The 20064-nt window shown below is 65.0% G+C and carries 18 protein-coding genes; 11 read left to right on the top strand and 7 right to left on the bottom strand.

Annotated features, from left to right (window positions below):
* The coding region (locus tag EEB15_RS30315; protein ID WP_141513716.1) for a hypothetical protein at positions 1–778 on the bottom strand (778 nt) is incomplete at its 3' end.
* A gap of 105 nt (positions 779–883) precedes the next feature.
* Here EEB15_RS30315 and EEB15_RS30310 point away from each other — a divergent pair.
* Positions 884–1249 carry an SPW repeat protein gene (locus EEB15_RS30310; RefSeq protein ID WP_141513715.1) on the top strand — a complete coding sequence of 122 codons (366 nt, stop codon included), beginning with the start codon at positions 884–886 and terminating at the stop codon, positions 1247–1249.
* Positions 1250–1280: 31 nt separating this feature from the next.
* Here the strand turns inward: EEB15_RS30310 and murB are convergent, their stop codons facing one another.
* Positions 1281–2321 carry a UDP-N-acetylmuramate dehydrogenase gene (gene murB, locus EEB15_RS30305; RefSeq protein ID WP_141513714.1) on the bottom strand — a complete coding sequence of 347 codons (1041 nt, stop codon included), beginning with the start codon at positions 2319–2321 and terminating at the stop codon, positions 1281–1283.
* A 110-nt stretch (positions 2322–2431) separates the two neighbouring features.
* Here murB and EEB15_RS30300 point away from each other — a divergent pair, with 110 nt between their 5' ends.
* The 4 genes from EEB15_RS30300 (at position 2432) to EEB15_RS30285 (ending at position 5708) form a co-directional block, all read left to right on the top strand.
* The gene (locus EEB15_RS30300) at positions 2432–2917 is read left to right on the top strand and encodes a YajQ family cyclic di-GMP-binding protein (RefSeq protein WP_141513713.1); all 486 of its coding nucleotides are present in this window, start codon (positions 2432–2434) and stop codon (positions 2915–2917) included.
* Positions 2918–3078: 161 nt separating this feature from the next.
* The gene (locus EEB15_RS30295) at positions 3079–3642 is read left to right on the top strand and encodes a TIGR02281 family clan AA aspartic protease (protein ID WP_141513712.1); all 564 of its coding nucleotides are present in this window, start codon (positions 3079–3081) and stop codon (positions 3640–3642) included.
* 89 nt (positions 3643–3731) lie between these two features.
* The gene (locus tag EEB15_RS30290; RefSeq protein WP_233259687.1) at positions 3732–5252 is read left to right on the top strand and encodes an MFS transporter; all 1521 of its coding nucleotides are present in this window, start codon (positions 3732–3734) and stop codon (positions 5250–5252) included.
* 156 nt (positions 5253–5408) lie between these two features.
* On the top strand, positions 5409–5708 hold the full coding sequence (locus EEB15_RS30285; RefSeq protein ID WP_141513710.1) for a hypothetical protein: 300 nt from the start codon (positions 5409–5411) through the stop codon (positions 5706–5708).
* A 17-nt stretch (positions 5709–5725) separates the two neighbouring features.
* On the opposite strand, the gene EEB15_RS30280 is transcribed toward EEB15_RS30285, so the two are convergent.
* The 5 genes from EEB15_RS30280 to EEB15_RS30260 form a co-directional block, all read right to left on the bottom strand.
* Positions 5726–7246: an ankyrin repeat domain-containing protein gene (locus EEB15_RS30280; protein WP_141513709.1), complete on the bottom strand. Its 1521-nt coding sequence runs from the start codon at positions 7244–7246 to the stop codon at positions 5726–5728.
* A 22-nt stretch (positions 7247–7268) separates the two neighbouring features.
* Positions 7269–7901: a glycerol-3-phosphate 1-O-acyltransferase PlsY gene (gene plsY / locus EEB15_RS30275; RefSeq protein WP_141513708.1), complete on the bottom strand. Its 633-nt coding sequence runs from the start codon at positions 7899–7901 to the stop codon at positions 7269–7271.
* A 22-nt stretch (positions 7902–7923) separates the two neighbouring features.
* Entirely contained in the window at positions 7924–8415 is a 492-nt protein-coding gene (locus tag EEB15_RS30270; RefSeq protein ID WP_141513707.1) for an aminoacyl-tRNA deacylase, read from the bottom strand.
* A 5-nt stretch (positions 8416–8420) separates the two neighbouring features.
* Positions 8421–9482, bottom strand: a complete 1062-nt coding sequence (locus tag EEB15_RS30265) for an aldo/keto reductase (protein WP_141513706.1) — start codon at positions 9480–9482, stop codon at positions 8421–8423.
* Between the two features lie 782 nt (positions 9483–10264).
* Positions 10265–12010 carry an acyl-CoA synthetase gene (locus tag EEB15_RS30260; RefSeq protein WP_233259686.1) on the bottom strand — a complete coding sequence of 582 codons (1746 nt, stop codon included), beginning with the start codon at positions 12008–12010 and terminating at the stop codon, positions 10265–10267.
* A 128-nt stretch (positions 12011–12138) separates the two neighbouring features.
* Here EEB15_RS30260 and EEB15_RS30255 point away from each other — a divergent pair, with 128 nt between their 5' ends.
* The 6 genes from EEB15_RS30255 to EEB15_RS30230 all read left to right on the top strand — a co-directional run bounded on the left by EEB15_RS30255 (position 12139) and on the right by EEB15_RS30230 (position 19857).
* Complete coding sequence (locus EEB15_RS30255) at positions 12139–13047, top strand: alpha/beta fold hydrolase (protein ID WP_141513705.1); 909 nt, start codon at positions 12139–12141, stop codon at positions 13045–13047.
* Positions 13048–13161: 114 nt separating this feature from the next.
* Complete coding sequence (locus EEB15_RS30250; protein WP_141513704.1) at positions 13162–14079, top strand: DUF2927 domain-containing protein; 918 nt, start codon at positions 13162–13164, stop codon at positions 14077–14079.
* A gap of 54 nt (positions 14080–14133) precedes the next feature.
* Positions 14134–15238 (top strand): peptide chain release factor 2 gene (gene prfB / locus EEB15_RS30245; protein ID WP_141513703.1). Its coding sequence is split into 2 segments (ribosomal slippage): positions 14134–14214 and positions 14216–15238, totalling 1104 coding nucleotides; the frame shifts between segments, so codons are not numbered across the junction.
* Positions 15238–15903, top strand: coding sequence for an HAD family phosphatase (locus EEB15_RS30240; RefSeq protein WP_141513702.1), 666 nt, complete (start codon positions 15238–15240; stop codon positions 15901–15903). Before prfB ends, EEB15_RS30240 begins: the two co-directional genes overlap by 1 nt.
* Positions 15896–18574 carry an aminopeptidase N gene (gene pepN / locus EEB15_RS30235; protein ID WP_141513701.1) on the top strand — a complete coding sequence of 893 codons (2679 nt, stop codon included), beginning with the start codon at positions 15896–15898 and terminating at the stop codon, positions 18572–18574. Before EEB15_RS30240 ends, pepN begins: the two co-directional genes overlap by 8 nt.
* 20 nt (positions 18575–18594) lie before the next feature.
* Positions 18595–19857 carry a 6-phosphofructokinase gene (locus EEB15_RS30230; RefSeq protein WP_141513700.1) on the top strand — a complete coding sequence of 421 codons (1263 nt, stop codon included), beginning with the start codon at positions 18595–18597 and terminating at the stop codon, positions 19855–19857.
* The last annotated feature ends 207 nt before the right edge of the window (positions 19858–20064 follow it).

The raw sequence follows: 20064 nt of genomic DNA, 5'->3' as shown, positions 1-20064 counted from the left end.
CGCCACCGCCGTCCCCGCCACCATCGCTTGACGAGGATTCGGCGCCGCCGAAGTCACCGGCATCCCCGCTCGCGGAGCCGTCCGAGAAGCTGGTGCCGCAGTAGGCACCGGCCGTGGCGTCGCCGCCCTGCTCGTTCTTGCGCGCAATGTCGTGGCAGTCGGGCACGTAGCGAAAGCCATTGGCGATCTCCAGCTTGCCGTCCAGCGCGAACAGCAGGGGAAGGCGTGACGGCAAGCGGGGGTTGATGGCCTCGTCCTTACAGCACCAGAACCACGCCCGACGCAGCCCGTCGTTGTGCGTGGCCTTCGTGCCCAGGGCCTCGGCCGGCGTGTGGTGCAGGAAGCGCCCGAGGGCCAGGTCGCACCAGTCACGGTAGGCCTGGGTGTGCAGGATGAACTCGTGCCACATGGCGTCGACGGCGCGGGACGGCATCGCGACGAACCGCCTCGGGCTCCGGTGACACGCCATGAAGAACTGCCGCAGGCCGCGCTCCACCAGTTCGGCGTCCTTGATACTCAACTGGGGATAGGTCTGGCGCAGCTTGCGCTTGAGGAATTGCGGCAGTGGCGCTTCGCGGATGTGGCGGTCGCGCTGCCAGCGCGCCCAGCCCGCGACCAGCAAGGCCGCGACGGCCGACGCAAAGATGAGTCCCAGCCAACTGCCCCGTACCCGCCAGGCACCGGTAAAAGCGCCAGCCAGGGCCACGGCCCAGCCAAGGAACAACAACCACTTGAACCACGCCGCGTGGCGCAGCGCGAAACGGTACCAGGCCGCCATCGGAACCCCTCCTCGTTCGCCAATCCTAGACGACACCCTGGGGCGGCGCGGAACAAAATTTCAGGCCGCCGATCCAACTGACTGTCAACCTGAAAGGAGGTCGATATGAAGCAGTTGAAGCATTGGCAGGACCCGGTCAGCGTGCTGCTCGGCGTCTGGTTGATCGTTTCGCCGTGGCTGCTCGGTTTCCAGAACGAAAGCACGGTCATGTCCAACTTCGTCGTGGTGGGCATCGCGCTTGCCGCCTTGGCACTGGGCGCCGTCTTCCTGCCCCAGGCCTGGGAAGAGTGGACGGAAGTCGCATTGGGCGTGTGGCTGGCCGTGTCGCCCTGGGTGCTGAATTTCGCGGCGCTGGAGGCCGCCAGATCCAACGCGATACTGGTGGGCGCGGCTGTTCTGGTGCTGGCGCTCTGGGTCCTGTTCAGCGACAAGGACTACGGCCTCCTGCGCGACAACGAGCGCCCCGCCTGACGAACGGGCGGCGCCGGCAGCCCGGGGCCGCTCAGACCACCACCGGCTCCGGCTCCAGCCGGATGCCGAAACGCTCGTACACGCTGGTCTGGATCGCGCGGGCCAGCGTCACCACCTCGCCGCCGGTCGCACCACCGCGGTTGACCAACACCAGCGCCTGCTTTTCGTAGACGCCCGCGTTGCCGACCGACTTGCCCTTCCAGCCGCAGGCGTCGATCAGCCAACCGGCCGCGAGCTTCACGGAACCGTCTGGCATGGGGTAGTGCACGATGTTCGGCTCGCGCGCGATGATGTCCTGGCACTGGTCGGGCGAAACCGTGGGGTTCTTGAAGAAGCTGCCCGCGTTGCCGATCACGCGCGGGTCGGGCAGTTTGACGGTGCGCACGGCGCAAACCCAGTCGTAGATCTGCCGTGGGGAAGGGTTGGCAATGCCGGTTTCCTGGATCTTGCGCTGCAAGTCCGCGTAGCCCAGCACCGGCTTCCAGGGTTTGGGCAGGCGAAAGCGCACGCGCAGGATCAACGCGCGGCCGCCCAGGCCGAAATCCCCCTCTTTCGCGGGCACGTGCTTGAACACCGAGTCGCGGTAGCCGAAGGCGCACTGCGCCGCGTCCAGTGTGAAGATTTTGCCGGTGACGAGGTCAATCGCGTCGAGCGACTCGAAGCGATCCTGCAGTTCGACCCCGTAAGCGCCGACGTTCTGCACCGGCGCAGCGCCGACGGTGCCGGGGATGAGCGCCAGGTTTTCCAGGCCGGCGTGGCCCTGGTCGAGCGTCCAGGTGACGAAGTCGTGCCAGTTCTCGCCGGCACCGGCCTCCAGCACGGTGAAGCGCGGGCCGTCTTCGACCACGCGCCGGCCCGGTACCTCGATCTTGAGAACGAGCGGCTTGACGTCGCCAGTCAGGACGATGTTGCTGCCGCCGCCCAGGACGAACTTGGGCACATGGCCGTGTTCAGGGTCGGCCATCAGCTGCAGCACGTCGGCTTCGCCATGCACCCGGACCAGCGCGCGGGCCTTGGCAACGATGCCGAAGGTGTTGTGCGCCTGCAGGGGTACGTTTTGCTCCACGATCATGGGAGAATTGTCGCATCAAGGTCCAGGAATACGAGCCCCCACGCTTCGCTGCCCCCCGAGGGGGCGCTTTTTGCCTAGGGGCGGCCCGTCGCCAAAAAAGGGAAAACACGATGCCGTCTTTCGATACCGTCTGCGAACCGAACATGGTGGAGGTGAAGAATGCCGTTGAGAATGCCGCCAAGGAAATCGGCACGCGCTTCGACTTCAAGGGCACCTCCGCCGCGATCGAGCTGAAGGACAAGGAAATCACGATGTTCGGCGACGCCGAATTCCAGCTCACGCAGGTGGAGGACATCCTCACCAACAAGCTGACCAAGCGCAGCGTCGACGTGCGCTTCCTCGACAAGGGGGACGTGCAGAAGATCGGCGGCGACAAGGTCAAGCAGGTGCTCAAGGTGCGCAACGGCATCGAGACCGAGCAGGCCAAGAAGATCACGCGGCTGGTCAAGGACAGCAAGCTCAAGGTGCAGGCCGCGATCCAGGGCGACGCGGTGCGCATCACCGGCGCCAAGCGCGACGACCTGCAGGCGGCCATGGCGCTGCTGAGAAAAGACATCACGGACGTCCCCATCTCCTTCAACAACTTCAGGGATTGATGATTCCCCCCCGAAGTGGCCTGCGGCCACCTCCCCCCCAGGGGGGCGCCACCAGCGGCCCGGCAAAGCCGGTTCCGCGGTGGCCCACGAATGTCGTGCTGGCGCTCGCTGTTTCGTTGGCTACGACTGCCGCTTTCGCGGATTCCGTCGCGCTGCAAGGCATGCTGGGCAACAGGGCCTTGCTGATCGTGAACGGCTCGGCCCCCAAGTCCGTCGCACCGGGCGAGACGCACCAGGGCGTCAAGGTCGTTTCCACCGCAGGTGACCAGGCAGTGGTCGAGATCGAAGGCAAGCGGCACACCCTGCGGATCGGCGATGCGCCCGCCAGCGTGGGCGGCAATGGCGGCACCGTCCGCAGCAGCCGCATCGTACTGCCGGTGGGCAGCGGCGGGCACTTCATGGCGCAAGGCGCGATCAACGGGCGGGCCGTGAACTTCATGGTCGACACGGGTGCGACGGCTGTGTCGATGGGCGTTTCCGACGCCGAGCGCCTGGGCCTGGACTACAAGACCGGCGAAAGAGGCATGGTGAGTACCGCCAACGGCAACGCGCCGGCCTGGCGCATCCGGCTCGCGTCGGTGCGGGTCGGCGACGTGGAGGTGTTCGATGTCGAAGCCATCGTCGCGCCGCAGCCCATGCCCTTCCTGCTGCTCGGCAACAGCTTTCTCAACCGCTTCCAGATGAAGCGCGACGCCGACCAGATGGTGTTGGAGCGTCGCTACTAGTGCCGGAACGCGACCCCGAAGGCGCCACGGCGCGCCCCTCCGACAACTCCCTCTCGGCCTTCGCGCCTCTGCGCAGCCCGGTGTTTCGCATGCTATGGCTGACCTGGATGGCGGCCAACACGACGATGTGGATGAACGACGTGGCGGCGGCCTGGCTGATGACGTCGCTGGCGCCGTCCCCACTGTGGGTGGCGCTGGTGCAGTCGGCGGGCACGCTGCCGGTGTTCCTGCTGGGCCTGCCCAGCGGGGCGCTCGCGGACATCCTGGACCGGCGCCGCTACTTCATGGTGACGCAGTTCTGGGTCGCGGCCATCGCGACGGTGCTGTGTGTCGTCATCCTGCTGGACTGGATGACCGCGCCCCTCTTGCTGGTGCTGGTCTTCGCCAATGGCGTGGGCCTGGCGATGCGCTGGCCGGTGTTCGCCGCCATCGTGCCCGAGCTGGTGCCGCGCCCGCAGCTGCCCGCCGCGCTGGCGCTGAACGGCGTGGCGATGAACGCGTCGCGCATCATCGGTCCCCTGGTCGCCGGTGCCATCATCGCCAGCGCCGGCAGCGCCTGGGTGTTCGTGCTGAACGCCGTGCTCTCCCTGGCGGCGGGCTTCACCATCATGCGCTGGCGCCGCGTGCACAAGGAAAGCCCGCTGGGCCGGGAGCGGCTGGGCAGTGCGATCCGCGTGGGCGTGCAGTTCGTGTGGCAGTCCAGCCGCATGCGCGCGGTGCTGCTGCGCATCGCCCTCTTCTTCCTGCATTCGACGGCGCTGCTGGCGCTGCTGCCCCTGCTTGCGCGCAGCCTGCCCGGCGGCGCGGCCGGCACGTTTACCGTCCTGCTGGCCGCCATGGGCTCGGGGGCGATCATCGCGGCGCTGCAGATGCCGCGCATCCGCGCGCTGCTGCCGCTGCAACGCCTGCTCTTCACCGGCACCACCGTGCAGGCGGTCGCCGCCGCGGTGGTCGCGTTCGCGCCCAACATCTATGTGGCGGTGCCCGCGATGTTCTTCGCCGGCATGGCATGGATCGCGGTGGCGAACTCGCTCACCGTGGCCGCGCAAATGGCCCTGCCCGATTGGGTGCGGGCCCGCGGCATGTCGATCTACCAGATGGCGCTGATGGGCTCCACCGCCGCGGGCGCCGCGCTGTGGGGCCAGGTGGCCAATTGGACCAACATCCACGAAAGCTTGGCTATCGCCTCGGTATCCAGCGTGGTGCTGATGGCGCTGGCCCAGCGGCTGGTGGCCGACCGCGGCATCGAGGAAGACCTGACGCCCTCGCACGTGTTCAAGGTGCCGCAAGCCGAGGCGCCGCCGGCGTCGGGCCGCATCCAGGTGAACATCGAATACCGCATCGACCCGGCCCGTGCAGACGAGTTCCTGGCGCTGATGCAGGAGAGCCGGCGCAGCCGGATGAGGCAGGGTGCGCTGGATTGGCAGGTGCTGCGCGATCTTTATGATCCCGCGCGATTTGTCGAGCAGATCACGGACGAGTCGTGGACCGAACACCTGCGCCGCTTCGACCGGGTGACCGCCGCCGACGTGCAACTGCGCGACCGCAAGGGGGCCTTTCACATCGGCGAAGAGCCTCCCCTCGTCACTCGGCTACTGATCGAACGGTAGAGCCAGCGGCCCGCAAGACGCCGGGTTGCGGCCGTACAGGCGATGGGGCGCCATTCCTACAGCTGCGCTGCTAGGCCCCGCCCAGAATTTCATTCAGCGCTACCCCAGGCCGAAAGCCGGGACCGCGCATGATCTTCATCAACACGGGAGCACCTCATGCACAAAACCATTCTGGCCACGGCCATCATCTCCATCGGCGCGCTGGGCCTCGCAGGCTGCGACGTCAAGAAGACCCAATCGGGCGATGTGACGGCGCCGAAGTACGAAGTCACCAAGACCCAGGAAGGCAACGTCACCGTGCCGAAGTACGACGTGACCACGCCCGACGTGAAGGTCGGCTCGACCGAGGCCACCGTCAAGGTTCCCACGGTCAAGACCGAAGAAAAGCAGGTTACCGTTCCCACCGTGGACGTGACCACCGGCAAGGAAAAGGCAGCCGCTGAAGGCAAGCGCTGAATAGGCGCCCCGCGGGGCTAGTGGGCGCCCGCGAACGGAACGAGGAGCATGGCCGCGGCGCGGCGTGCTGCTCGGCGAATGACGAAACCGCGATTCACCGTTCCTCCCTTGGATCGCAAGAAAGTCTCCGTTCCGGCATCGTCCCGATCGGAGGCTATCAGCGTGGAAGTGAGCCCGGTTAGCCCGTCTGCCGTGGCTTGTGCGTTGATTTCTGCGCCGCTCTCCACAAGGAAAACAACCATTGGCCTGAACCGTGCGTCAGCCGCCAGGTGTAGGGCAGTCATTCCGTTTGAGTCTGCATGTGACAGTGCCGCGCGCTTGGAAACCAGGAGCTTGGCGATTTCCAAGGCGAGTGCTTCAGCGCCGGGGGATTCGTTGCGCCGCGACAGAAGTTGTAGCGGTGTCAAGCCGTATTCGCCCCGCACATCCGCATTGGCCCCGCGCTCCAACAAGGTCGCGACGGCCTGTACGTTCAAGTGCCGCGTTGCCGCAGCCAGCGGCGTGTTGCCCGATTTGTCTGCCGCATCGATTGCGGCGCCACGCGCAATAAAGCTCTTCAATTCGTCAAGCGCGTCGGGCCTGGAAGCCCAGTAGACGAAATTGTCGGGCGTCAGTTCTTCGGCCATCCTTTCGAACCGCTCGCGCGACTTCACCATCAAGGCGATCTTGGACCGGTGCTCCGGCGCAAATTCCTCGATCGTCCGAGCGGTGAGCAGCGAACGGTTGAGCTTTGCTCGAGGGGACGCGAATCCGATCGCCTCGATCAGGGTCGCCAGACTCTCGTGGCGGTACCGCTCCGCGTTGGGCGAAAGGAAGCGGAGCTCGACCAGCCGGCGTACGGCAGCGTCAAGTGCCGATTGAGTGCCCAAGCCAAGGACGACGGGTGCAACGTTGCGCAACTCCCCAATCGAACTGAGAGACAACCAATCGATGAGCGCGCCCTCTGCCGGGAGGTATCTGCGGCTGACCAGAAACTTCGCGATGCAGCCCCGATGGTGGGGTACCACACGTGAAAGCACGGCAGTCAGCTCGGGCTCGATGTCCGGCAACCGCGTGCGCGTGATTGCACACACTATCTGCAAATAGTTCGACGCGTTCGCCTGGGGCGACGTGCCTGTCGTCATCGACACAGGGTTGGCGATATCGGACAGAAATACATTGAACAACTCCGTGGACTGATAGTCGCGAACGAGGCGCACGACGTCCACGCTGAGCACGGGATGGTTGCGGTTCTTGACGATGATCGGCGCGAGCTGCGCAGTCGTAGGCCCGGTAAAGGCGTTGGTGAAGTTATTGAATAGGAACGGGTCGCCCAATTCGATCAGGAAAGGGATCGCGTCATAGTTGTTCGCAGCCCCAAGTTTTGCGGCTAGACGAATCGCGTCCTGAACGGGTTGCCCGCTTGCGGGCTGGCGGCCCTTGCGCAAGACGTCCTGTTGCTGGACGGACAATGGCTGGGCCAGGGCCGAAGCAAAGGCGCAAGACAAGGCGGTTGCCAGTACGACCAGGCGGCTGTTCCAGGCCGAGCGAAGTTTCATGCGAAGGCCGGTTGCCGATTTTTTAGGCCTTCTTGGCGCCACCCAGCCTCGACTCCGTCCCCTTGAGCAGCCGCGAGATGTTCTCGCGGTGCCGCCATGCGAGCAGCATGCCCATGGCGGCGAGCACGAGGGCGACGCTGGCCTCTGCATACCACTGAATCTTGTCGCCCATCAGGTAGTACGCCGGAGCGAACGCCGCCGAAATGAGGGACGCGAGCGACGAATAGCGGAAGAAGAACGCGATGATCAGCCAGGTGGCGCCGGTCGCCACGCCCAGCAGCAAGTGGATGCCGAACACCACGCCGATGAAGGTGGCCACGCCCTTGCCGCCCTTGAACTTGAAGAACACCGGCCAGAGATGGCCGAGAAACGCGGCCAGGCCTACCAGCGCCATCGTACCGTCCCCGAGCCCGTAGCCTCCCCCGAACCATTTCACGGCCAGCACCGGCAGCAGGCCTTTCAACGCGTCGAGCAGCAGCGTGACGATGGCGGCCGCCTTGCTGCCGGAACGCAGCACGTTCGTCGCGCCGGGGTTCTTGCTGCCGAAGGTGCGCGGGTCCTGCAAGCCCATGGCGCGGCTGACGATCACCGCAAAAGACAACGAGCCGACGAGGTAGGCGGCCACGATGGCCAGGATCGAGTAGAGAGTTTGCAAGGCGGGGCTCCGTGGAGAGCGCCTATTCTGCCAGCGCGCAGTTCACCGGCTTCGCGCCGAGCAACTGGACGCACACCTGCGGGTCGATTCCCACCAGGTAGCCTCGCCGGCCGCCATTGATGGCGATGCGCGGCAACGCCAGGATCGTTCCCTCAACGTAGACTGGCATTTCCTTGCGCGTGCCGAAGGGCGAGGTGCCGCCCACCAGGTAGCCGCTGTGGCGATTCGCCACTTCCGGCTTGCAGGGCTCGACCGACTTCGCGCCGATCTGGCGCGCCAGGTTCTTGGTCGACACCTTGCGGTTGCCGTGCATCAGCACGATGAGCGGGCGGGCCTTTTCATCCTCCATCACCAGCGTCTTCACCACGGTGAACGGGTCGAAGCCGAGCACCTGCGCGCTGTGCTGGGCGCCCCCGTGCTCGAGGTATTCGTACGGATGCTCGGTGAACACCACCCTGTTCGCCTTGAGGAAGGCGGTGGCGGGGGTTTCGCTGATGTGGTCCTTCTTGGCCATCGCCCTTAAATCGCCGGATCCCTGATTTCCCAGCGAATCTTGTCGATTGCCGCCAGCACTTCGGGGGACAGTTTCGTGCCCCACGCGTCCAGGTCCTCGTCGAGCTGGGCGACAGTCGTCACACCGATGATCGTGCTGGCGCACACCCACCGGGTGTAGCACCAAGCCAGCGCCATCTGCGTCGGCGTCATGCCGTTGGCGCGGGCCAGCGCGTTGTAGCGGCGCGCGGCGGCCAGCGACTCGGGGCGGCCCCAGCGCTGTTTGCGCACCGACTCGAACTTGCCGATGCGCGCATCGCGCGGCGTGTTGGGCCCGTCGATGCCCGGCTCGTCGTATTTCCCGGTGAGCAGGCCGAACGCCAGCGGCGAATACGGGATCAGCGATACGTTGAGGCGGTGCATCGTTTCGTCGAGCCCGTTGTCCACCGCGCGGCTGAGCAGGTTGTAGACGTTCTGCACCGTTGCCACGCGCGGGAGTCCGTGCTGCTCGGCCAAGCGCACGAATTCATGCACGCCGAAGGGGCTCTCGTTCGACAAGCCGATGTAGCGAATCTTGCCCTGCTTCACCAGGCCGCCCAGCGCTTCGAGCTGCTCGTGGATCGAAGTCTGTGTGCGCTCGTGGGCCGGGTTGTAGTACATCTGGCCGAACATGGGCACGTTGCGCTCAGGCCAGTGGATCTGGTACAGATCGATCACGTCCGTCTTCAGGCGCTTGAGCGAACCCTCGCACGAGGCCGCGATGTCCTGCGCGGTCAGGCCGCCGCCCTCTCGCACCCAGGGCATGCCCCGCGACGGGCCGGCGACCTTGGTGGCGACCACGAGCTTTTCGCGGGCGCCCGGGTTCTTCGCGAACCAGTTGCCGATGATCGTTTCCGTGGCGCCGAAGGTTTCAGCGCGAGCAGGCACAGCATACATCTCGGCCGTGTCGATGAAGTTCACGCCCCGCTCCATAGAGCGCGACAGGATCGTGTGGGCCGTGGCTTCGCCCACCTGCTCGCCGAACGTCATCGTGCCCAGGCAGATGGGTGTGACGCGCAGGTCGCTATGGCCGAGTTGTACTTTTTGCATGGAAGAAATGACTGCGGGGGCTGAAAGAACTGCGCAGAATAATCGATTTCCCATCGCAGCGCGTCCGCCCCGAGACATGCCTGAAGGCCCGTCGATCGTTGTCCTCGAGGAGCAGGCCACCCCTTTCCTGGAACGCAAGATCGAACGGGTAGGGGGATGCGAGAGCTGCCCAAGTGCGGTACACGTAGAAGTTGCGCTCTGAGACCTCGCGGCAACGCCGTGCATGGCCGGGCCGCGGCGCGATGGCTACGGCGTCCGGCATCGCTTGCTCATCGCAAGCTCCTGCCGGAGTCCCCGCGCTGAACGGTCTTGCGGCCCACCGCGGGCGCCTGTGCTTTATTCGCGCCGCGGCCCGGCCATGCACGGCGTTGCAGTGACAGGGTGGCGTGCCAGCGGTGGCGCGCCGATGTGTTGGTGGACCCGTGAAGCGTTGGCACGCCACCGGTGGCGCGCCTCGATGGTTTGCGAAGCTGTGCGTGGGCGGGCTGCGGCGCGAATAAAGCCCAGGCGCTTGCGGCGGGTGACTCCGCGACCCAGCACGGCTTCAGCCGTGCGACCGTCTCATGCTCGCGAAAACTGTTTGACCGGAGCAAAGCGCAGGAAGTTTTTTCGCGCGGGTCGCGGGGTCTCCCGGCGCAAGGGATTCGGCTGGAGGTGCGAAGCACTGAAGCCGAACGCCGTAGCCATCGCGCCGCAGCCCGCCCACGCACAGCTTTGCCGCGAGGTTCAACGAACGCCTGAATTCGGGGTCATGGATTGCGAGTCAAGCCCGCCATGACAGCCTATTGCAACTTCGCGCGTTCCTCTTCCTGCAACCGCAGAACACGGCGCTGCACCTTGCCCGTGGTCGTCATCGGCAATGCATCGATGAACTCGATCTCTTTCGGGTATTCGTACGGCGCGAGCTTGCCCTTCACGTGCGCCTGCAGCTGCGCGATCAGCTGCGCATCGAAGTCGCCGGGGACGCCGCTCGCGCGCATGGCGACGAAATCCGGCGCCAGCACCACGAACGCCTTGACGAGCGCGCCGCGCTCCTTGTCCGGCTTGGGAACCACGGCAGCGTTGATCACCGCCGGATGCTTGACCAGGCAGTTCTCGATTTCGCTCGGCCCGATGCGGTAACCCGCGGCCTTGAACACATCGTCGGCGCGGCCCTGGTACCAGAGATAGCCGTCTTCGTCGCGCGTGGCGAGGTCGCCGGTGCGGCACCAGTCGCCTGTGTACTTGTTGCGCGTGGCGGCGTCGTTCTTCCAGTAGCCGAGAAAGAAGATCGGGTCGGGATCGCCATGCACGTCGAAACGGTTCACGGCCACGTCACCCGGGACGCCTACTGCGCATTCGTTGCCCTCTTCATCGATCACGGCAACACGATGACCCGGATAGCCCCGCCCCATGCTGCCGGGTTTGGCGGGCCAACCCATGCCGCCACCGGTCCGGCCGTTCATCGAACAGTTGCCGACGACGTAATTTATTTCCGTCTGCCCGAACATCTCGTTCACCGTCACGCCCAGGTGCTCGCGGCAGTATGCGAAGACTGCGTCGCCCACGGCCTCGCCCGCGCTCATCATGGCCTGCAGCTTCAGGGTGAACTGCTTTTCCGGCTCGGGGTAAGCCTTCATCATCGCCTTGAGCGCCGTGGGAAAGAGGAACGTGTGCGTGACGCCATGTTCCTGCATCAGCGTGAAGGCCAGCTCGGGGCTGAAGCGCCCGTTGTACGCGACGATGGAGCGGCCGAAATAGAGCGTCGGCAAGAGCGCGTCCATCAGGCCGCCGGTCCATGCCCAGTCGGCCGGCGACCAAAAGATGGCGCTTGTGTCCTTGTTCTTCTTGCCGTCGAAGCCGAACCAGTTCTGGCTGCACACGAAGCCCGGCAGGTTGCCGATCAACGCGCGGTGCGGGATCAGTGCGCCCTTCGGCGGGCCGGTGGTGCCGCTGGTGTAGATCAGCACCGCGCCTTCGTCGGCCTTTGTCTGCACGGGCGTGAACCCGGTGCGCTGACGCGCCAGTTCGAGCTCATAGCCCAGGTCCGCCTGTGCGGCGGCTTCACCCACGCCGATGAGGATGCGCAGCGCGGGGCATTGCGCGCGCACTGCCTGCACATTGGCAATGGAGCTCTCGTCGCAGATGGCAACGCCGGCTTCGCTGTCTTGCAGGCGGTATTCCAGCGCCTCCGGGCCGAACAGCATCGACAGCGGCATGGCCACCGCCCCCAACTGAAAGATCGCCATGTACGCGACCGCCGTTTCGAAGCGCTGCGGCATGACCACAGCCACGCGATCGCCCCGCTGCACGCCCAGGCCGGCAAGCACATGGCTGAGCGCGTCCGCGCGCATCTGCAGTTCGAGGTACGAGAGGTATTCGGCGCCCGACTTGACGCCGTGCGCCCGAATCGCTGTGCGCTCGATCGCATCGGCCCGCTCGGCCCAGTGCTTGCAGCAGACCTGCGCGATGTTGAAGTACTCGGGAACCTGCCAGCGAAAGCCCGCGTGCATGCGAGGGTAGTTGTCCCTGCCTTGACTGACGGCCATAGCCAAGTCCGCCGACGAGCCGCCTCTAGGCAGACTTGCACCCCCTCGGGGGGCAGCGAACGAATGTGAGCGCGGGGGCTTCATTTTGTTCCTTATGATGGGCCATCAATGTAGCAAGCTGCGCGCCGATGTACCAACCGAAAAGAATCCCCAGCAACCAGTTTGTCCCGATCCGCAACCTCAAGTACCACGTGCTCGTATGGGGCGATCCGGCGCCGGGCAAGGTACCGCTGGTGATGGTGCACGGCTGGATGGACGTGGCCGCTTCGTACCAGTTCGTCGTGGATGCGTTCGCGCACGATCACTACGTCATCGCGCCCGATTGGCGTGGCTATGGGTTGACCGAGACACCCGATACCGACAACTACTGGTTGCCCGACTACCTGGCCGACCTGGACTTTCTGCTCGATCACTATTCGCCCGATGCGCCGGTGCACTTGGTGGGCCACAGCATGGGGGGCAACGTGGCGATGCAGTACGCAGGCTCGCGGCCGGAGCGCGTGAGCAAGCTGGTCAACCTGGAAGGCTTCGGCATGGCCGTCACGCGGCCCAGCATGGCGCCCAAGCGATACGCCAAGTGGATGGACGAGCTCAAGGCCTTTCATCGCGGCGAGATGGAACTCAAGCCCTATGGCTCCGTGGACGGCGTCGCAAGCCGCTTGATGAAGACCAACAAGCGCCTGGGCCGCGACAAAGCCGATTGGCTAGCCCGCCAGTGGGCCCGGGAAGACAGCGACGGCAAGTGGCGCATCCTCGGCGACGCGGCCCACAAGATCACGAACGCCCAGCTCTACCGGGTGGACGAGGTCCTCGAAATCTACAAGGCCATCACCGCCGCCACACTGGCCGTGGAAGCCAGCGACGACAGCCTGGCCCAGTGGTGGCAAGGCAAGTTCACGCTCGACGATTACCACGAACGTTTACGAAGTGTTCCAAATGTTCGCATCGCAAAGATCGAGGATGCCGGCCATATGCTGCACCACGATCAGCCGGAACAATTGGCTCGGCTTGTCGAGGAATTCCTCGCAAGCCCTTGAAAATGCGAAAAATTACCGCTGGACTCAGCGGTAACGAGCCCAACAAGTAACAGCGCTTGAGGTAGGACGCGTCCTACTTCACACTATGGTCACCAAGTGTGTTCGAGGTGACGAATGCGTAGAATTTGTTGGGGACTGTTGCTGGCGGCCATGTGGCCCTTCGGCGCCATGGCCGATGAGTTCGACAACGGGCTCGCGACGCTGTGGGAGGTGCTGTGGCACCAGAGCGGCACGCCGACGCGCATCGTGCGCTGGGAAGGCGACATCCGTGTGCGGCTGCATGGCGTCAATATCGCCGCCCACCGCGAACACACTTTGCAAGCTCTGCGCGCGGTCACATCCGAGGCCGGCCTCAAGCTCATCGACGTGAGCGGCCAGCCCGAAGAGCTTACAGCGAACCTCACTGTCGAGATCACGGCCGACAACGCCCTGGAAGACAACCAGCCCTGCGTCACCTACCTCGACTTCAAGTCCGAGACCAAGATCGATTCCGCTGTCGTCCAGATGCGTTCCAAGGACGCATGGCGCTGCGCCTATCACGAAGCCATGCACGTTATGGGCGTGCGTGGCCACCCGGCCGGCCAGACCGTGCTGAGCTACTTCCCCTGGAAAGTCGACAGCCTGATGGCGCTGGACAAGGTGATGCTGCGCGCCTGGTATTCGCCGCGCATGCGCGGCGGCATGACGCCCTTCGAAGCCCTTCCGGTGCTGGCCGATGAACTCGTCGCCACCGCCCCCAACAAGACCCAGGCGAGCCAGGTCCGTGACCAGTTCTTCGCCATCACGGTGCAGCAGATGCACGCCTACGCCAATGGCCAGGGCGACGTGCCCGCCGTCGTGAAGCGCTCGGGCAAGGCCACGACCGAAGGCATCCGCTACGGCCGCGCCGAGATGAGCTACTTCCTGGGCATTGCCTACATGGAAGGCGTGACGACCCCGCGCGATTCCACGCAGGCCGTCCGCTGGCTGGAGCGCGCCGCCACCATGGGCAGCCGCGGGGCGCAGGCCAAGCTGGGCGCATTCAAGCAGTAGTCCGGCTGTCATCGCGGCTCGTGCGAGAATCTTCGCCTTCTAAGGATTCTCATCATGGAAGCAGAACGCACCAACCAGATCGGCACCCAACTGACCGATCTTTCCGCCCGCACCCAAGCCCTCCGGGGGTATCTTTGACTTCGATGCCAAATCGGAGCGCCTGAGAACCGTCAACGCGTCGCTGGAAGACCCGCAGGTCTGGAACGACCCCAAGAAGGCCCAGGAACTGGGCCGCGAAAAGAAGCAGCTCGACGGCGTGGTCGAAACGCTGTCCAAACTCACGAGTGAGCTGGCGGACAACCTCGAGTTGTTCGAAATGAGCAAGGAAGAAGGCGACGACGCCGGCCTCGCCACCATCGAATCCGAAGCCGCGAAGCTGGCCAAGGACGTGGAGGCACTGGAATTCCGCCGCATGTTCAACAAGCCGGCCGACCCGCTGAACGCCTTCCTGGACATCCAGGCCGGCGCCGGCGGCACGGAAGCCTGCGATTGGGCGTCGATGCTCCTGCGCCAGTACCTCAAGTACGCCGAGCGCAAGGGCTTCAAGACGACGGTCGAAGACGAGACGCCCGGCGACACCGCCGGCATCAAGAGCGCCACCATCAAGCTCGAAGGTGACTACGCCTACGGCCTGTTGCGCACCGAGACCGGTGTGCACCGCCTCGTGCGCAAGTCGCCGTTCGACTCCGCGGGCGGGCGCCACACCAGCTTTGCGAGTGTGTTCGTCTACCCGGAGATCGACGATTCGATCGAGATCGACATCAACCCGGCCGATGTGCGCGTCGACACCTACCGTGCCAGCGGCGCGGGTGGTCAGCACATCAACAAGACCGATTCGGCGGTGCGCCTCACGCACATTCCGACGAACATCGTGGTGCAGTGCCAGGATAGCCGCAGCCAGCACAGCAACCGCGACGTCGCTTGGAAGCGCCTGCGCTCGCGCCTCTATGACCACGAGATGCGCAAGAAGATGGAAGAGCAGCAGAAGCTCGAAGACACCAAGACCGACGTCGGCTGGGGCCACCAGATCCGCAGCTACGTGCTGGACAACAGCCGCATCAAGGACCTGCGCACCGGTGTCGAAATCTCGGCGATCCAGAAGGTGCTGGACGGGGACCTGGACCCGTTCATCGAAGCGTCGCTGAAGCAGGGCGTGTGATGAAGACTTCGGCCCTCATCTTCGACATGGACGGCACGATGATCGATTCGATGCCCTTCCATGCCAAGGCGTGGGTGGAGTTCGGGCTGCGTCGCGGCCTGGAGATCGACATTCCCGACTTCATGCGCCGCACCACGGGCCGCACCGCCTACGAATGCGCCTGTGAACTGATGGGGCGCGAGGTGACGCAGGCGGAGAGCGTGGACATCACTCACGAGAAGGAATCGATCTACCGCGAGTTGTTCGGCGCGCAGTTTCGCGAAGTCGCGGGCTTTGGCGAATTCGCCAAGGCGGCGGCCACGCGCGGCCTCAAGCTCGCCGTCGGCACCGCCGGCGACAAGCACAACATCTCGTTCGTCTTCTCCAACTTGAAGATGGAAACGCCACCGCAAGCCGTGGTGGGTGGCGACGAGGGCCTGCCCGGCAAGCCCGAGCCGGCGATCTTTCTGGAAGCAGCGCGCCGGCTGGGCGTGGAGGCCTCGCAGTGCATCGTGTTCGAGGATGCGCCTTTCGGCATCGAAGCGGCGCGCCGCGCCGGCATGCGCGCCGTCGCAGTGTGCACCAGCCACGAGGCCAGCGAACTGGCCGGACCCCATGTGGTTGCGCAGGTGCGCGACTACCATGAACTTGCAAAAACGAACTTCCTGGAGAGCCTTTATGCGTGAAGGACACAACAACGTCATCTACCGGTCCGACTACCAGGCACCCGCCTTCTGGGTCGACACCGTGGAACTGACCTTCGACCTCGACCCGGCGAAGACCCGTGTCTTGAACAAGATGAAAGTGCGGCGCAACGCGGACGTGGTGCCGCAGGCACTGCGGCTGGACGGCGAGGAGCTGAATCTGGCACGCGTGCTGGTCAACGGCCAGGGCACCAGCTTCAAGCTGGAGAACAACCAGTTGGTGCTGGAGAACCTGCCGGAGGGCTACGAGGCCTTCGACCTGGAGATCTTCACCACCTGCTGCCCCGCCAAGAACACCAAGCTGATGGGCCTGTACGTCAGCAACGATTCGTTCTTCACGCAGTGCGAGGCCGAGGGCTTTCGCCGCATCACGTATTTCCTGGACCGTCCGGATGTGATGGCCAGCTACTCGGTGCTGCTGCGCGCCGACAAGGCGGCGTATCCCGTGCTGCTGTCCAACGGCAACCTGGTGGAACAAGGCGCGCTGGAAGAAGGCCGCCACTACGCGCGCTGGATCGATCCGTTCAAGAAGCCCAGCTACCTGTTCGCGCTGGTCGCGGGCCAGTTGGTCGCGCGCGAGCAGCGCATCACCTCGCGCGCCGGCAAGGAACACCTGCTGCAGGTCTACGTGCGCCCCGGCGACCTGGACAAGACCGAGCACGCGATGAACTCGCTGATGGCCTCCGTGGCGTGGGACGAAGCACGCTTTGGCCTCTCGCTGGACCTGGAGCGCTTCATGATCGTCGCCACCAGCGACTTCAACATGGGCGCCATGGAGAACAAGGGCCTGAACATCTTCAACACGAAGTACGTTCTTGCCAGCCAGGCCACGGCCACTGACACCGACTTCGGCAACATTGAATCGGTGGTGGGCCACGAGTACTTCCACAACTGGACGGGCAACCGAATCACCTGCCGCGACTGGTTCCAGCTGTCGCTGAAGGAAGGCCTCACGGTCTTCCGCGACCAGGAGTTCAGCATGGACCTGGCCGGTGCGCCCTCGGCGCGCGCCGTCAAGCGCATCGAGGACGTGCGTGTGCTGCGTACCGCGCAGTTCCCGGAAGACGCAGGCCCGATGGCGCACCCGGTGCGGCCCGACCAGTACCTGGAGATCAACAATTTCTACACCGTGACGGTGTACGAAAAAGGCGCCGAGGTCGTGCGCATGATGCAGACCTTGGTCTCTACGAGACCATCCGATCCTTTGGGGCGTGAAGGTTTTGCTCGGGGCATGAAACTCTACTTCGACCGGCACGACGGCAGCGCCGTGACCTGCGACGATTTCGCGCAGGCCATCGCCGACGCCAATCCCGATTCCAAGCTCGCGCAGCTGCTGCCGCAATTCAAGCGCTGGTACAGCCAGGCCGGCACGCCGCGCGTCAAGGCGCAGGGCCACTACGACGCGGCGTCGAGCATCTACAACCTCACGCTGACGCAAAGCTGCCTGGCCACGACCGGCCAGGCCGAGAAGGAACCCTTCGTCATCCCGATTGGCCTGGGTCTCTTGGGGCTGGACGGCCGCGAGCTTACCAACGGGATGCACGTGCTCACCCAAGCGAGCGAGACGCTGAGCTTCCCCGGCCTGCAAGACGAACCGGTGCCGTCCATCCTGCGGGCTTTTAGCGCGCCGGTGATCCTGGAGTTCGACTACACCGACGCGCAGTTGCTCACGCTGCTGGCGCACGACAGCGACCCGTTCAACATGTGGGAGGCGGGCCAACGCCTGGCCGTCAATCGCGCGCTGTCCTTCATCGCGCAAGAAGGCTTGACCGCTGGCGACATCCGCCTCGATGCGCCGTACGTCGAAGCGATGCGCACCATCCTACGCCATCCCACGCTGGACGCGGCCTTCAAGGAGCTGGTGCTGACGTTGCCCGCGGAAACGTACCTGGCCGAACAGCTCGACGTGGTCGACCCGCAGCGCATCCATGCCGTGCGCGAAGGCATGCGCCAGCAGCTGGCAGAAGCGCTGTACGAAGATTGGCAATGGGTTTTCGAGGCGCATCGCGAGAGTGGCGCCTACCGGCCTGACTCAGTGTCGTCGGGCCGCCGCGCATTGACAGGCCTTGCACTCACGCACCTGTGCCTGGCGTCGCGTACGAGCGGCGACACGGTGTGGCCCGGCAAGGCCTACCAGCGGTTCAAGGATGCCGGCAACATGACCGACCGTTTCAACGCGTTGGCCGCCCTGGTGACCAGCGGCCACGCGCTGGCCGGCGACGCGTTGCAGCGCTTCCACGCGATGTTCAAGGACGAAGCGCTGGTGCTCGACAAGTGGTTCGCACTGCAAGCCGGGGCGCCGGACCGCGGCGGCAACGTGCTGCCCGCCGTCAAGCAGCTGATGAAGCACGCCGACTTCAACATCCGCAACCCGAACCGTGCGCGCAGCGTGATCTTCAGTTACTGCAGCGCCAACCCCGGCGGCTTCCACCGCGCCGATGCGGCCGGCTACGTATTCTGGAGCGATCGCGTGATCGAGCTTGACGGCATGAACCCGCAGGTCGCCGCGCGCCTCGCGCGTGCGCTGGACCGCTGGAAGAAGCTGGTGGAGCCGATGCGCAGCGCCGCGCGCGAGGCGATTGCCCGCGTCGCCGCCAAGCCGGACCTGAGCAACGACGTGCGCGAAGTCGTCACGCGCGCGCTGGCTGACTGACAACCTCACTTCATTCGAACATGGCCACCAAACCCAAGAACGCCTTCTACGCCCAGTCCGGCGGCGTCACCGCCGTCATCAACGCATCGGCCTGCGGTGTCATCGAAACCGCGCGCGCCCAGAAGGGCAAGATCGGCAAGGTCTACGCCGGCCGCAACGGCATCATCGGCGCGCTGACCGAGGACTTGATCGACACCACCAAGGAGTCGGCCGCCGCCATCGCGCTGCTGCGCTACACGCCGTCGGGCGCGTTCGGCTCCTGCCGCTTCAAGCTCAAGTCCCTGGAAGCCAACAAGCGCGAGTACGAGCGCTTGATCGAAGTCTTCAAGGCGCACGACATCGGCTACTTCTTCTACAACGGCGGCGGCGACTCGGCCGACACCTGCTACAAGGTGAGCCAGTTGTCCGAGAGCATGGGCTACCCGATCCAGGCGATCCACGTGCCCAAGACCGTCGACAACGACCTGCCCATCACCGATTGCTGTCCCGGGTTCGGGTCTGTCGCCAAGTACGTTGCCGTGTCGGCACTGGAAGCATCCTTCGACGTCCGCTCCATGGCCAAGACCTCGACCAAGGTCTTCGTACTGGAAGTGATGGGCCGTCACGCAGGGTGGATCGCCGCTGCGGGCGGGCTGATCGCCGACCACGGCATCCCGGTCGTGGTGCTTTTCCCCGAGATCGAGTTCGACCAGAAGAAATTCCTGGCGCGCGTGGACAAGCTGGTCAAAGAACATGGCTATTGCACGGTGGTCGTCTCCGAAGGCTGCCACTACCCCGACGGCAAATTCCTCGCCGAGCAAGGCACACGCGATGCGTTCGGCCATGCACAGCTGGGCGGCGCGGCGCCTGTCGTTGCCAACATGGTCAAGGACGCGCTGGGCCACAAGTTCCATTGGGCCGTGGCGGACTACCTGCAGCGCGCCGCGCGCCACATCGCATCGAAGACCGACGTGAAGCAAGCCTATGAGCTGGGCAAGGCTGCGGTGCAGTTGGCGATCAAGGGCCACAACGCCGTGATGCCGACGGTGGACCGCCTGAGCGACACGCCCTACAAGTACAAGATTGGCATGGCTCCGCTCTCGAAAGTGGCGAACGTCGAGAAGTTCATGCCGCGCAACTTCATCACGGCCGACGGCTTCGGCATCACCGAGCCGTGCAAGCGCTACCTGAAGCCGCTGATCCAGGGCGAGGACTATCCGAAGTACAAGGATGGGATGCCGGTGTTCGCGACGTTGAAGAATGTTGCGGTTGCGAAGAAGTTGCCGAAGTTCGACTTGAAGTAAGGGCTGTCATGCCGGACTCGATTCGGCATCCATGACCCAGAATTCATTCTTTGTGTTCTGAGGCCGCGCGGCAACGCCGTGCACGGCCGGGCCGCGGCGCGATGGCTACGGCGTCCGGCATCGCTTGCTTTCGCAAGCTCCTGCCGGATTCCCCGCGCTGAACGGTCTTGCGGCCCGCGCGGCACAACTCACCGCGCCTTGCGCGGT

Origin of the sequence: Ramlibacter sp. WS9 (assembly GCF_003797765.1) — a bacterium.
Classification (GTDB): Bacteria; Pseudomonadota; Gammaproteobacteria; order Burkholderiales; family Burkholderiaceae_C; genus Ramlibacter.
The sequence above is the reverse complement of the archived record's forward strand: the minus strand, read 5'-3'. Positions and strand labels throughout refer to the sequence as shown.

Bases quoted from the DNA above. Each gene is read 5' to 3' on its own strand.
- EEB15_RS30285 (WP_141513710.1), top strand. From the start codon at position 5,409: ATGCACAAAACCATTCTGGCCACGGCCATCATCTCCATCGGCGCGCTG.
- EEB15_RS30240 (WP_141513702.1), top strand. From the start codon at position 15,238: ATGAAGACTTCGGCCCTCATCTTCGACATGGACGGCACGATGATCGAT.
- EEB15_RS30230 (WP_141513700.1), top strand. From the start codon at position 18,595: ATGGCCACCAAACCCAAGAACGCCTTCTACGCCCAGTCCGGCGGCGTC.
- EEB15_RS30260 (WP_233259686.1), bottom strand. From the start codon at position 12,010: ATGGCCGTCAGTCAAGGCAGGGACAACTACCCTCGCATGCACGCGGGC.
- EEB15_RS30255 (WP_141513705.1), top strand. From the start codon at position 12,139: ATGTACCAACCGAAAAGAATCCCCAGCAACCAGTTTGTCCCGATCCGC.
- EEB15_RS30295 (WP_141513712.1), top strand. From the start codon at position 3,079: ATGCTGGGCAACAGGGCCTTGCTGATCGTGAACGGCTCGGCCCCCAAG.
- pepN (WP_141513701.1), top strand. From the start codon at position 15,896: ATGCGTGAAGGACACAACAACGTCATCTACCGGTCCGACTACCAGGCA.
- EEB15_RS30310 (WP_141513715.1), top strand. From the start codon at position 884: ATGAAGCAGTTGAAGCATTGGCAGGACCCGGTCAGCGTGCTGCTCGGC.
- EEB15_RS30265 (WP_141513706.1), bottom strand. From the start codon at position 9,482: ATGCAAAAAGTACAACTCGGCCATAGCGACCTGCGCGTCACACCCATC.
- EEB15_RS30250 (WP_141513704.1), top strand. From the start codon at position 13,162: ATGCGTAGAATTTGTTGGGGACTGTTGCTGGCGGCCATGTGGCCCTTC.
- EEB15_RS30290 (WP_233259687.1), top strand. From the start codon at position 3,732: ATGCTATGGCTGACCTGGATGGCGGCCAACACGACGATGTGGATGAAC.
- EEB15_RS30270 (WP_141513707.1), bottom strand. From the start codon at position 8,415: ATGGCCAAGAAGGACCACATCAGCGAAACCCCCGCCACCGCCTTCCTC.
- EEB15_RS30280 (WP_141513709.1), bottom strand. From the start codon at position 7,246: ATGAAACTTCGCTCGGCCTGGAACAGCCGCCTGGTCGTACTGGCAACC.
- murB (WP_141513714.1), bottom strand. From the start codon at position 2,321: ATGATCGTGGAGCAAAACGTACCCCTGCAGGCGCACAACACCTTCGGC.
- EEB15_RS30300 (WP_141513713.1), top strand. From the start codon at position 2,432: ATGCCGTCTTTCGATACCGTCTGCGAACCGAACATGGTGGAGGTGAAG.